Here is a 13429-nt window from a genome sequence, read left to right on the forward strand (position 1 = left end):
CTAAGCACCAAGTATTGAGTGGGTTGTTATTGACAGCAATGCTGCGATTATGGCAGATATTGCTTCTACTGGCACGAATGGTATTGATGCGTTGGTTGGCATGCGGATTTTGCAGTAAATTTTCCATAGAAAAAGCCAAAGTAGGCCAACTACTCCAACTAAAGCAAACCAGTAAATTAAGCAGTCAAATCCGAATAATACTAAGGCTTGCGCGATCATTGACGCACTCGTAACATCTCCGAAGCCAACGGAATTTGTTGGAGCGAGTTTTCGCATAATCCAATAAATTACGAAAACAAATACGCAAGAAATACAGCCGAAAATAAGCACGCTAATATTTCCAAACAAAATAATCGAATATATAAGATTCGCAAAAGATTGAAAAATTAGCGCAACAACAACCCAAAGTCTTGGCACTATGCGACTTTTTATATCCGTTACGCAAACTGAAATTAAGCACACAAGCGTTGGTAGCGCCGATATTATCGTAATAATTAATTGCCTCATTAAAGCAAATTACGAAAACTTATAAAACTTTTGCAACCTAAACACATATATGTGGTTAAAAGCTAAATTTTTAGTTGCCTTCAGGATTGTTGCGCTTGTACTCGTCGCGGAATTTCAAAAAGTCGTCTTTGTTATCCGCAAACTTCGTCTCACCAGTCTTCAAATTCGTGGTAACGAAGTAAATCCACGGACCATCTTGAGGCTTAATAGTTGCAAGAAGAGCGTTGTCTCCAGCAATACCAATAGGCGTAGGAGTCAAACCCTTGTGAATGCGAGTATTGTAAGGATTATTTGGATTATCTAGCATTGATTGCGTAAGCTTTATAGGCTTTACTCCCGCTCCGTAACCAATTGTAGAGTCCATTCCAAGAGGCATATCTTTTGCCAAACGGTTTAGTATTACGCGCACAACTTTGCCGTAATATTCGCGATTATTCACTTCAGCTTCGGCAATTGAGGCCATAATTAAAGCTTTTTCGCGATCTTCACCTTTAGGAATACCAAGAGAGTCGAGCTTAGCAATACGCTTTTTTACCATTGCGGAAAGAATATCTTCCGCACTTTTCATAGATTTTACGTTATAAACTCCAGGCTCTAGCCATCCTTCGATGCTTCCTTTAGCTTCTGGAGGCAAAATTCCAGCTCCCCCATCTGCCAAAGCTGCTTTAAACTTATCCATGCTTATTCCAGATAAGCTTGAAGCGCGCTGCAAAACTTCAGTAGCGTGGTCTCCTGCACGAACGTCAAGGAATCCGCCGGCTTTTGTTTGATCGGAAAGAATATTAACCACGTCAATAGCAGCCATATGCTTTTTAAGCGAGTAAACTCCCGGGTACAAGATTTTATTATTTGCAGCAACTGCGGAAGTAAAAGCTGATTGAGATTTAACAACATTTGCTTTAACTAATTTGTTGGCAACACTAATAGCACCCTCGCCGGTGTCAATAGTAAACTCAACCGTTCCAAAGCCTGGGCCTGGCCAGTCTGCAACCGACTCGCTATTTTGAGATAATTTCCACGCGCGAACCGCACTGTATCCAAAATATCCAACAACAGCTAATACGAATACGAGCAGAATAGCTAAAACTACTTTTGCTCTACGCCTGCGTTTTTTTGCCGCAAGACGAGCTTTAGCACGTTTTCTGGAGCTAACAGTCGAAGATTTGTCTTTAGAATTAGATGATTTTGACGACGGCTCGCCATCATGCTCAGTCCACTTTGCATGTTTGTCAAAAAATTCATCAAAATTGTCAGACACGCTATGCTCCTCTTCGCTATTTCTACTTTTACACGATTTTCAAAACTACTCTGCATTATTTGCGTCAAGCGCAGACTGCAAAATTAATACTGCCGACTGCTGATCTACCATAGGACGATGCTTGCGAGTAGAAAAATCAGCTTGTAGCAACTGCCGGTGAGCACTAACTGTTGTTAAACGCTCATCCTTCCAAACAATATCAGGTATGTAAGAAAGCGTCCAATCTCCAACATTTTTCGCTAATTCAATGCGTTTAGCTAAATTTTTACCCCACCGACGCGCTTTTTTCGCAGATTTTCCTTCAGAACCGTCTAATTGAAGAGGCAAGCCAATTACAACACGTTTAACTTGATTTTCTTCTATTAGATTCATGACTTCGTCAATAGCTCTAAAAGAATCTCCAAAAACTTGCACGTTTCCGATTGGATGCGCAAAAGTAAGCTCAGGGTCGGAAAGTGCAAGCCCGACCCTGGCATCACCTAAATCAATACCTAACCACACCATGATTCGTGTTGCTTTCGGTAAAGATTTTAAATTTTAAGCAGGAGGCTACGAGACTCAGGCGAGCTCAGCCACTTGCGCTTTTACAGCTTCCAACGCTTCGTCGATCTTAGAAGCGTCTGTGCCGCCGCCCTGAGCGAAGTCTGGCTTGCCGCCGCCACCGCCGCCAAGAACCTTGGAAGCAGTGCGAACCAAGTCACCAGCCTTAGCACCAAGGCCACGAGCAGCCTCGTTAGTTGCAACTGCAACCATTGGCTTATCGTCCTCGTTTACGCCGCTCAAAACTACTACTGCAGGAAGGTCCTCACCTAGGCGAGAGCGAACGTCAAGAACAGTCTTACGAAGAGTTTCAAACGATCCGAAGTTTCCAACGTTCTTAACAGCCAACTTAACGCTTCCGGCACTAGCTTTAGCGGACTCAATCAAAGCTGGAACAGAATCTGCAAGCTGAGACTCGTAAACGGCTGCAAGCTTACGATCAGAATCCTTCATCTTGCTAAGCAAAGATTCCAAACGTTCAGCCAACTCATCTGGGCGAGCATTAACCATGTCTGCAAGTTGAGCCACCAAAGTGTGCTCGCGAGCGCCATACTCGTATGCTGCCTCGCCGCAAAGAGCGTCAATACGGCGAACGCCAGAGCCAATAGAAGACTCGGAAAGAATAGTTACCATACCAATCTTTCCGGTGCTCTTAGCGTGAGTACCGCCGCAAAGCTCGCGGCTCCAACCGTCGCCGATTTCAACCACGCGCACAACGTCACCGTACTTTTCGCCGAACAAGTGCATTGCTCCAAGCTTAAAAGCGTCGTCGATTGGCATTTCCTTAGGAACAACCTGCAAATCGTCGCGAATACGCTCGTTTACGCGAGCTTCCACGCGGGAAAGCGCATCCTTTTCAACAGCCTTTGGCCACTGGAAGTCGAAGCGCAAACGATCTGGATCAACCACAGAACCGCGCTGAGTTGCCTGCGGACCAAGCTCTTCACGCAAAGCCTTGTGAAGAGTGTGGGTAGCAGTGTGAGAACGTGCCAAAGCAGCCCTGCGAACCTGGTCAATATTCGTGTTTACAGGAGCGCCAACGCTAAGCGTTCCTTCAGTCAAACGGCAGCTGTGAACAATCAAATCCTTGATTGGACGCTGAACGTCGTCAACTTCCAAAATTGCGCCGTCGTCGGAAATAATCTCGCCTTGATCTGCAATCTGGCCGCCGCGCTCAGCATAGAATGGCGTGCGGTCGAGAATAATCTCAACGTTTGCAGGAGCAGTAACGCTTTTAACAGAGCCTTTACCTGCTTCAACAATTGCCAAAACGTTAGAACGGCTTGAGAAGTCTGTGTAACCGAGGAAGTCGATTGGCTTTTCAAGCGCCTTCTTAATATCGTCGTAAACGCTAACGTCCACGTTGTGACGCTTCTTCAAAGCGTCAGCGCGAGCGCGACCTTTCTGCTCGCTCATAAGCTCGCGGAACTTAGCCTCGTCAACCTTAACACCCTGCTCGGCTGCCATCTCAAGAGTAAGCTCAATTGGGAAGCCGTAAGTATCGTGCAAAGTAAACGCGTCTGAGCCGCCAACCATAGGGTCGTCTTTGTGCTCTTTCTTAGCTTTTTCAACAGCCAAGTCGAGAATAGTTGTGCCCTTTTCAAGAGTCCTACGGAAAGCATCTTCCTCACCGTAGGCGGCTTCACTAACCTCGTGGAAAGTATCGTTAAGCTCTGGATAGCTTGGCTCCATTGCAGACTTAGATACTGGGAACAAGGTTGGAAGAACTGGGTCTTGAACGCCAAGCATACGCATTGCGCGAACAGTTCTACGAAGAAGACGACGAAGCACGTAACCGCGGCCAACATTACTTGGGCGCACGCCATCGCTCATAATCATCAAAGCGGAACGCACGTGATCTGCTACAACGCGGAAACGCACGTCAGCATCGTTATTATCGCCGTACTTTACGCCACTAAGCTTTTCTGCAGCTTCAATAACTGGGTAAACTTCGTCAGTTTCGTAAATATTTTCCTTACCTTGCATAAGGTAAGCCAAGCGCTCCAAACCAGCGCCGGTATCAATATTCTTCTGATCGAGCTCGCCAGCAATATGCAAATCAGTCTTAGACTTGACGTTATCTACCTGGTAGTTTTCAAAAACCAAATCCCAAATCTCAATAAAACGAGATTCGTCGGCAGCAGGACCGCCGTCGCGACCATACTTAGGGCCACGATCAACGTAAATTTCGGAGCATGGGCCGCCAGGACCAGGGCCGCCGGTAGTCCAGAAGTTATCTTCCATGCCGAAAACTTGCATGTGTTCTGGATCAAAGCCCTCGTTCTTCCAAATTGCGCGAGCCTCGTCGTCATCAGTGTAAGTAGTAACCCAAAGCTTTTCAGGATCGAAACCGTAGCCGCCCTTATCTTGCGGACTAGTTAAAAGCTCCCAAGCGTAGTGGATTGCTTCTTCCTTAAAATAATCACCGAAGGAGAAGTTACCAACCATTTGGAAGAAGGTTCCGTGACGAGTAGTCTTACCAACTTCGTCAATATCAAGAGTGCGCACGCACTTTTGGTTCGAAGCCATACGTCGAGAAGGAGGCGTCTGCTCACCAAGCAAATAAGGAATAAACGGCACCATGCCGGCAATAGTAAAAAGCGTCGTTGGGTTCGGCGAAATTAGGGATGCCGAAGGAACGACCATATGACCATTTTTAGCAAAATAGTCAAGATAACGCTTTGCAATTTCTGCTGTGCGCATACGTACGAACTCCTTGTGTAATTTTTAGCAAGATCTTGTCATGCAAACATTCAATATAGTACTTCAACACTTAACTTAAACAAACTTTTTCAACTAGCATTTTAGTAAAAACGCAAGTCTAAGCAGCAAAAGATTAGTTAAAAATCCTCATGACGACTGTGAGCATAACGAGAATTAAGCTCATCCTCATGCTTTTTACGACTTTCATTAAAATCTTTAAACAATCCCAATATTGTGCTTAAAGTAATATTTTCCGGCTCTTTACTAAACACAAATTTGCGAGCAGAATCAGGCATTTTGGCTTTTAAGTAGGCACGCGCTTTTGTTACAGCAAGCACACCAATTACAATGCCAACACACATCCAAAATAGGCGCTTGAACATTACTCCCCCTTGCTTGCAGAGCTATTGCTTGCAGAGCTGTTAGAAGATTCTTTTGCAGCGTGACGGCCAGTAGAATGAGAATCGGTCGGAACAGTAGGCTTATTAAAGAAAGAAGCAACCGTGTCTTTTAGCGCGTAGCCGGCAGCAGCAACCTTAACAATAGGCTTTCCAAGGAAAGCACCATACAAATCAGTAAGAGCACCAATATTTGTAACAGTTGTGCGCGTAGCACCTGAAACAGCGTTCACATCGTCAAGAGTCTTATTAACTTGCTTAATCGTCGTCACAGACTCATCAATTGCAGGCATCGCATGCTCACCAGACTCTTTGACAGTTTTCGCAATCTGATCGAACATCTTGCCCAATCTAATTAGCGGATAAATCAAAAAACCCGAAAGCACAGTAAACGCAATCGCGGCAATAAGAGCAGCTATGTCTCCAACGCTCATCGTAACCTCTTTCTGTACCATTTTTGCTTAAGACTTCACAGCGCTGAAAGCTAATACAACAGCAAATCAGACTACAGTTAAAACCATTCGCAATGACTTAAGACTAACGAACGGTAACGACGCATACGTTAAGAAAGCTGCAGCAAAAATCTACTCGTTGTAGCCTCGAATAGTAATAGCGTTATCAATAGGTTTAGTAGTGTCAAAATCGAGCCTAGTTACGCTTCCATTTTCCGGACGCTCGCTTAAATCGTAACCAGCAGGTGCAAAACGGTGCATAAGACTTAAAAGCGTATTTCCGTGCGAAATCTGCAACACGTTATCACCATCTTTAAGCGAAGAATTTGAGGCGATAAGCTTAAAACCGTCTTCTACGCGAGTCCAATACTCAATATCCGACTCTGCATCGTGGAAAGGATCAGCCTCTTTAAGCATGTCGCGCGTGGCTGCAAGACCAAACTTTTCAACGATTTCGTTGTAAGTCTTAGCTCCGTTAGGAGCACCAGCAGCCCACCAAGCCATTTGCATATCTTGGCCTTCAAAATAGCCGTAGCATTGCTCGCGAAAATGCATATCGCTTACAAGCTTTGGACGCGCATTACCGGCAGCCTCGTTTGCGTCGAGAATACGCTGAGCCGTGATTTGCGCGCGCGTAGTATCCGAACAGTAAGCTGCAGCAAAAGTAATATTTTCTAGCTTTTTTGCAGCCTTGTCCGCATCCTTCAAACCTTTTTCGGTAAGCGGAGAATTTGACCAGCCTTGCAGACGATTGTAACGATTAAATAGCGTCTGACCGTGACGCACTAAATAAAGATGCAGCAACATAGCTCCATTATTGCACTACGCGGTACATATGTTTTAGTTGCGATTTTGTTTATTGTGGCGCGAGTTTTGGCTGGTGTTTGGCTGGCAGGTTTCTTGTGCGGCTGTGTGAGATAGGAATTACTAGCGCGACGACCTGCTTGAGCGAAGCATTGCGCGCGCGAAAACAACTCGGAGCGTGAGCTTGCTCAGACGGAAAGTCCAGTGGACTTTCCGTGCAAGCTCAGCCGAACGGCGATTAGCCGTGAGGACAGCGCTACGCTCTTATACCTTATTTAGACTTAAAAGTTGCATAGTTAAGTTTAGTTTTTTACTTACTTTCTTTCAAAAATATTTATTTATCAAAAAGATATTACTATCGCTCCGCTTTTATATTGCTCGACCAAGCAATTCCTATCTCCCACTATTAGTAAAACCGCTAGTGTTTTTTGGTGTGGTAGGAAGAGTGCTTGGCGCGGTGTGTCAGCAGCACGGATGTTAGTGTTCTCTAAACAACAGAAATCAGCGTCCACAGAGCGAAACGCATTGACCCCTGCCACGCGAATGCGCAACAGGGGTCAAGCGGTATGTCCTTAAGAATTAAATCGGCGAATTAACGAGCGTAGTATTCGACGACGTACTGAATGTTGACTTCAACTGGAATCTGATCGACTTCCGGCTTACGAGTCAAAGTAGCCTTCAAAGAGGCAAGATTCACATCGAGATAACCAGGAACTGCTGGCAAAACGTCGCGATGAACGCCTTCTGCAGCCATCTGGAATGGAACCATGGTCTGGCTCTTGGCACGAACCTGAATGGTCTGGCCTGGCTTTACACGGTAAGATGGGCGATCAACAAGATTGCCATCAACCAAAATATGACGATGTACAACAAACTGACGAGCCTGGGCAGTGGTGCGAGCAAAGCCTGCGCGCAAAACCAAAGCATCAAGACGAGTTTCCAAATCGGTGAGCATTGCGTCACCGGTCTGGCCTGCAGTGTGCGTACCCTTCTCGTAAGCAGCGCGAAGCTGCTTTTCGGAGATGCCGTACTGAGCGCGAAGACGCTGCTTCTCGCGAAGACGTACTGCGTAATCGGACTCGGTGCGACGACGAGTGCGGCCGTGCTCACCTGGAGCATATGGGCGCTTCTCGAAGATACGCTGAGCCTTTGGGGTCAAAGCGATGCCGAGGGCGCGAGAAAGACGCACCTGACGGCGAGAACGCTGAATATTAGTCATAACTAATCCTTTAATTCTGTCGTTATCTGAACGGAACGCGAGCCAAACCTTTAGTCAATCGTAAAATCTCCTAAAAATTACTCACGCTGAGCCGGCCTCTCCAGTGCTTCTTCGTGCTAACACACGAACGCGTAAGTATTAAAACGTTGAAATAACGCCATAACTACCGCGCGCCGACCCACTGATGGGCTAAGGCTCCAGATGATGCTTACACAAAATAGGCATCGTTTCTGATTCTACACACCCGTAAGAATAAATTAGCGAAGGGAGCCAGCATCCATTGTGTAGGCGCAATCCGCGCTTCGAGCAGCTTCAGAATCGTGCGTTACCATAAGAACCGCAGCACCACGATTTGCAGCCTCGCGCAACATTTCCACCACTATTAGAGTGTGCTCTGGATCTAAATCTCCAGTAGGCTCGTCCAAAAGCAGAAGCTTTGGATTGTTTATTAGTGCGCGCACAATCATTACGCGACGCATCTCGCCGCCGGAAAGCTCCTTTGGATAGCACCACAGCAAATCTTCAATATGCAAGCGTTTGCAAAAATCAAGAGCGTGATTTGAGTAGTAATCTTCAACGTCTGTACTTTTGCTTTTTTGATCACTACTTTTTTGACCGCCGCTTTTTTGATCGCCGCTTTTAGCAATCTGCACAGGCAAAAGAATATTGTCATACACAGTAAGATTCGGCAAAAGCGTTTGCGATTGCGTAACAAAACCTATATTTTGCGCGCGCAATCTAGATACTTCCCCATCGCTAAATTCAGGCGCGGAAATCTCCTTGCCTAAAACCGTTACACTTCCGTGAGTTGGCTTAAGCAATCCGGCAATCAAATTCAATAAAGTAGATTTTCCGTTGCCTGATTTTCCAACAATTGCAACAAAATCGCCACTATTTAGCGAAAAACTTACGTTGTTTACCGCAGAGAATCTGTGCTTTCGTCGCATAAACTCTCTAGTTACGCGAGTAAGATTCAGCACTGAAACAGGCGATTTTTCGCTATTTAATACCGTTTTTTCGCACATCTAATCACTCCCCTGCTCGAAGAGTCAAATACGTTTCACGCATTGCAATACGCCATGTTGTAAGCGCCGAAGCCGCAACAACAGAAAGCAGTGAAAGAACTATGCTAACAGCCATCAAAGCTATTACAGGAAGTGCCGTAACTTCCAAATACGGAAGCTGCAATTGTGAAGAAATAAGCGAACTATAAGGGAAGATTATAAGACTTGCAGACGCAACTCCAATAACTCCCCCCACAAAACCAAGTATTGCAGATTCGCGCGTAGCCACATCCAAAAGCATTTTTCGCGTAAACCCAAGTATGCGAAGAGAAGCAAACTCTTTTTTGCGCTCATTTAGCGAAGTTGCAAAAACAACAATCAGCACAAGCAATCCAACAATCCAACATGCGGCAATTATAAAAGTAAGCGAGCGCGTAAAAACGCCAAGATTAGCCTGAGTTGTTGCTGTAATTCCTCCAGGGAAAACTATGCCAATGCTATAAAGCCCAGTTGTTTTTTTAATATTTTGCGCAACTTGTTTAGCACTATAACCTTTGCGCACCTTCACTAAAACTGCAGAAATTGCTTTTTCTGCATACTCTTTTGGAATAGCTGTGTGATGCACTTTTGTAGAATACTCAACTACTTGCGGCACGCTTTCTCGTCGCACAAACACAGAATTATCAATGCTTGTGCCAGTTTTTGCGAGCTGAGCTACAACCGGCCATTGGTGACCAAAAAGCCGAACAGTATTCTTGTAGGAAACTAGTACGTTTGCTCCAGCAATCATTTCGCCTTTGTGCAAAGTCTTTTTATGCTGCGAATAAATCCAAGGGCCTATAACAAAATCGGAATCCGGATCAAAACCAATAATCTGCAGCTTTTCCGCGCAGCATCCTGCAGAAAGTGAGGAAATGTACGTTTGAGCGCTCGCCTTTTGAACGCCAGGCGAACGTCTAACTAAATCCTCAATATTATTGGTGAAGTAAAAAGTACTTGATCCGCCGTTAGTAAGTAGCGCCTCAGCTTTAGTATGCGTGCCGTTTGGAATAACCATAATGTCGGCTCCCATGCGGGCGCGCATACTGTTCAAGCCTTGCGCAAGATTCATAGAAATAAGCGAGCCGCCGAAAAATATGGCAGATAAGCACGCTGCAGCTACCAGCAATGTGGCAGTTCTAAGCGGCTTTCGTTTAAGATTTTCCAGCGGCAAACGCTTTAGCGTAATAGTGCGCATAATTTTTGCTTTATTAAGCCGTTTTACAAGCTATGCTATTAGCTATTAGTCTTCTTTGCTATCCAAATACACGGAAATAGCTGCGAACACCAATGCGAGCACGGAAAGAACAATCAGCGTTGGGCGCGTAACCGATGCGCAATGCATCATTGAGCTCTTGCAAACGCCAATAAGGAATGTTGGAACAGCAATCATAAGCAAAGAATTCACGATTACAGCAATGCTCAAACCGATGCGAACATTTTCTTTAACAAAAAGCGCAACAATTCCAAGAACTGCAATAACTAAGCCAATTCCAAGGGCAGCGCGACCAGTGTAGTAGCATGCCATATGCATTCCGCCTTCACTTTGGCAAACTTTTGCGAAAGTTAGCGGAGCAATAGCAATCAATATGCCCAAAATAATAGATGGAATTGATGCGAATAATTTGTTTTTCATAATTGATACCTCATTAAATGTATATTATTTATCTTTTAGTGCTACATTTTCCTTAATGCAACACGCTTCTCGGCGCCCACACCTTCAAGCGCCACGTCCCTGCTAAAAAATATCTTACCTTGAACCGCATAAAACGAAATTTTACAATTTTTCGATTGGAGCGACTCGAAGCATTAAGCGCTTTACGCCGTCAGAACCAAAATCAACTGTAATAATTGAGTTTCTGCCCTTATCTTGAGTTGCAAGAACGGTTCCCAAACCGTAAGTGTCGTGCGTAATTTTGTCTCCAACTTGGAAATCTTGAATATTGAGATTGTTGTCTTTGTCTACAACTGAAGAAGATGAGCCAAGTTTTGTTGAGCTTGTTGACGACGCGGATTTTGTAGTGATTTTGCGCGTTTTTACAGAGCTTGACTTAGACCAATTCGATTTAGACGAGTACGATTTAGAACCGTAGGAAGAACCGTAGGAAGAGCTGGATCCGTAAGAAGATCCGTAAGAAGATCCGTAAGATTTGCCGGAGCCGTAAGATTTAGAGCCGTAAGATTTAGATCCGTAAGATTTAGATCCATACGACCTAGATCCGTAAGCGCTTCCGCCGTAAGTTGTTTTTTCGCCAAAAGCATCGCTGTAATCGTCATCCCAGCCACCGAAATCACTGTCGAAATCACTATTGAAATCGCCGCCAAAATCAGCGCCGAAATTGCCTCTGCGCTCACGCGATGCACCCCAACGATTAACATCAGCCTCTTTGCGCTTCCAATCAATCAAATCATCTGGAATCTCATCCAAAAACTGGCTTGGAAGCATATCTTGAGCCTGACCCCACTGCGCACGCACAGCAGCGCGCGTAACATACAAACGCTGCTTAGCACGCGTAATACCAACATAAGCAAGACGGCGCTCCTCGCAAAGCTCGCCATCGTCTTCCAAAGCGCGCGCATGCGGAAAAGTACCCTGCTCCATTCCAGTTAAGAACACAACCGGATACTCCAAGCCCTTAGCCGTGTGAAGCGTCATCAACGTAACTTTGCCAGTGTCTTCGTTTTCATCCGGCAACTGATCCGAATCTGCCACAAGAGCCGTCGTCTCAAGGAAACCAGCCACGCTAGCATCCGGCGTATTCTGCTCATACTCGGCCGCAACCGACTGCAATTGCGACAAATTATCCACGCGCGAAGCATCCTGCGGATCTTCCGAACGCTGCAAATCTTCCAGCAAACCGCTGTCCTTCAAAATGCTGTCAATAACTTTTGAAGGCTTCGAATCGTTATCTTGCATGCACGTCATCAAATTGTGCATAAGATCTCGAAACTCTTTAAGCTTCGCTGCAGTGCGAGTTGGCATGCCTTCGATTGATTCCAAATGTTCCAAAGCTTGCCAGAAGCTAACGCCCTGAGTTTGCGCATACAAGGTAAGTAAAGATTCTGCGCGAGGCCCCAGTCCGCGCTTTGGAACGTTCAAAATTCGACGCATATTCACGTCGTCGTCCGGATTTGCCATAGACTGCAAGTATGCGAGAGCATCCTTTACTTCGCGGCGCTCGTAAAACTTTGTGCCACCAACCAGCTGATACGGCAAACCTGCCTTAACAAGCGCATCTTCCAGCGAACGCGACTGCGCATTAGCACGGTACATAATTGCCATATCCGAATAAGCAACGCCCTCTTCACCGGCTAATCGCGCTATTTCCCCAGCAATCCAAGCCGCTTCCTGCTGAGCGTTGTCTGCAGCATATCCGCAAATTGGAGCGCCCTGGCCTAGTGCCGTCCACAATTTTTTAGGCTTACGGCCCTGATTATGCGAAATAACAGCGTTTGCAGCGTCCAAAATTGTTTGCGTAGAGCGATAGTTTTGCTCCAGCATAATAGTCGTTGCGTTCGGGAAATCTTTTTCAAAGTCTTGAATATTGCGAATATCTGCGCCGCGGAAAGCGTAAATTGACTGGTCGGAGTCGCCGACGACGGTGATTGATGCAGGAGGATCAACGGATTGTGCTTGCTGCTGCTGCGACTGCTGCGACTGCTGTACCGCGTTTGCGCAAGATTGCTTTACATCCACTCCCGCAAGCTCTCGAACAAGCTCATACTGCGCGTGATTAGTGTCCTGATACTCGTCAACCAAAATATAGCGGAACTTGTGACGGTAGTATTTAGCAACCTCCGGATCTTCTCGCATAAGCTGCACGGTTCGCATAATCAAATCGTCAAAATCAACAGCATTAGCCTGAGCCAAGCGATGCTGATATTCCGCATAAATCGAAGCATATACGGCTTCAGCATTTCCAGCGTGCGCAATCTGCTGACCCAAAACGCCCGGCTTGTAATCGTTGGCATACATGTCTAGCTGTTCTCGCCAACCAATCAAACTATTCTTACAATCAGAAATCTTCGCCAAAATATTTCGCGGAGTAAAACGCTTAATATCAACATTAAGCTCGGTTGCAATAATTTTTACTAAACGCTCGCAATCAGCAGTATCGTAAATAGAAAATCCCGGTTTTAAGCCAATACTTTGACCCGATTTGCGAAGTATTTTCACACATGCGGAGTGGAAAGTCGAAACCCACATGGTATTTGCTTCGCTGCCAATAAGATTGCTCAAACGTTCACGCATTTCAGCAGCGGCTTTGTTGGTAAAAGTGATGGCAAGAATTTGGCTAGGCCACGCACCTTTTTGGCTTAAAATCCAGGCGATTCTGCGCGTAAGAACTCGCGTTTTACCGCTGCCTGCGCCTGCTCCAATAAGAAGAGCCGGACCGTCGTATTGAACGGCTTTAGATTGCTGCGGATTTAATCCGTCGAGTAAAGATTTTTTAATTACGCACACATTTAAACATGTTTACCACATACTGCAGTCGTTTTTGCGT

12 protein-coding genes are annotated in these 13429 nt (G+C 45.6%); all 12 read right to left on the reverse strand.

All coding sequences use genetic code 11. From position 1 onward, the window contains the following. The gene (locus ACJV7B_RS05720) at window positions 1-507 is read right to left on the reverse strand and encodes a prepilin peptidase (RefSeq protein WP_410314601.1); all 507 of its coding nucleotides are present in this window, start codon (window positions 505-507) and stop codon (window positions 1-3) included. A gap of 70 nt (window positions 508-577) precedes the next feature. After that, the gene (gene mltG / locus ACJV7B_RS05725; protein WP_410314600.1) at window positions 578-1765 is read right to left on the reverse strand and encodes an endolytic transglycosylase MltG; all 1188 of its coding nucleotides are present in this window, start codon (window positions 1763-1765) and stop codon (window positions 578-580) included. Window positions 1766-1810: 45 nt separating this feature from the next. After that, the gene (gene ruvX / locus ACJV7B_RS05730; protein WP_004128848.1) at window positions 1811-2269 is read right to left on the reverse strand and encodes a Holliday junction resolvase RuvX; all 459 of its coding nucleotides are present in this window, start codon (window positions 2267-2269) and stop codon (window positions 1811-1813) included. Between the two features lie 54 nt (window positions 2270-2323). Further along, complete coding sequence (alaS, locus tag ACJV7B_RS05735) at window positions 2324-5008, reverse strand: alanine--tRNA ligase (protein ID WP_419389176.1); 2685 nt, start codon at window positions 5006-5008, stop codon at window positions 2324-2326. A gap of 137 nt (window positions 5009-5145) precedes the next feature. Continuing rightward, window positions 5146-5391 (reverse strand): hypothetical protein, encoded by a 246-nt coding sequence (locus tag ACJV7B_RS05740; protein WP_004128853.1) that lies wholly within the window; start codon window positions 5389-5391, stop codon window positions 5146-5148. After that, window positions 5391-5840, reverse strand: a complete 450-nt coding sequence (locus tag ACJV7B_RS05745) for a DUF948 domain-containing protein (protein WP_419389191.1) — start codon at window positions 5838-5840, stop codon at window positions 5391-5393. Before ACJV7B_RS05745 ends, ACJV7B_RS05740 begins: the two co-directional genes overlap by 1 nt. A 150-nt stretch (window positions 5841-5990) precedes the next feature. Then, window positions 5991-6665 carry a histidine phosphatase family protein gene (locus tag ACJV7B_RS05750; protein WP_116794274.1) on the reverse strand — a complete coding sequence of 225 codons (675 nt, stop codon included), beginning with the start codon at window positions 6663-6665 and terminating at the stop codon, window positions 5991-5993. A gap of 589 nt (window positions 6666-7254) precedes the next feature. After that, on the reverse strand, window positions 7255-7881 hold the full coding sequence (gene rpsD, locus ACJV7B_RS05755) for a 30S ribosomal protein S4 (protein WP_004105277.1): 627 nt from the start codon (window positions 7879-7881) through the stop codon (window positions 7255-7257). Window positions 7882-8138: 257 nt separating this feature from the next. Next, window positions 8139-8906: an ABC transporter ATP-binding protein gene (locus ACJV7B_RS05760; protein WP_419389177.1), complete on the reverse strand. Its 768-nt coding sequence runs from the start codon at window positions 8904-8906 to the stop codon at window positions 8139-8141. Window positions 8907-8910: 4 nt separating this feature from the next. Continuing rightward, window positions 8911-10122, reverse strand: a complete 1212-nt coding sequence (locus ACJV7B_RS05765; protein ID WP_419389178.1) for an ABC transporter permease — start codon at window positions 10120-10122, stop codon at window positions 8911-8913. A gap of 45 nt (window positions 10123-10167) precedes the next feature. Next, entirely contained in the window at window positions 10168-10560 is a 393-nt protein-coding gene (locus ACJV7B_RS05770; RefSeq protein ID WP_419389179.1) for a DUF4418 family protein, read from the reverse strand. A gap of 141 nt (window positions 10561-10701) precedes the next feature. Further along, entirely contained in the window at window positions 10702-13389 is a 2688-nt protein-coding gene (locus ACJV7B_RS05775; protein WP_419389180.1) for an ATP-dependent helicase, read from the reverse strand. Between the last annotated feature and the right edge of the window lie 40 nt (window positions 13390-13429).

Origin of the sequence: Gardnerella bretellae, from assembly GCF_048545135.1 — a bacterium.
Taxonomy (GTDB): Bacteria; Actinomycetota; Actinomycetes; order Actinomycetales; family Bifidobacteriaceae; genus Bifidobacterium; species Bifidobacterium greenwoodii.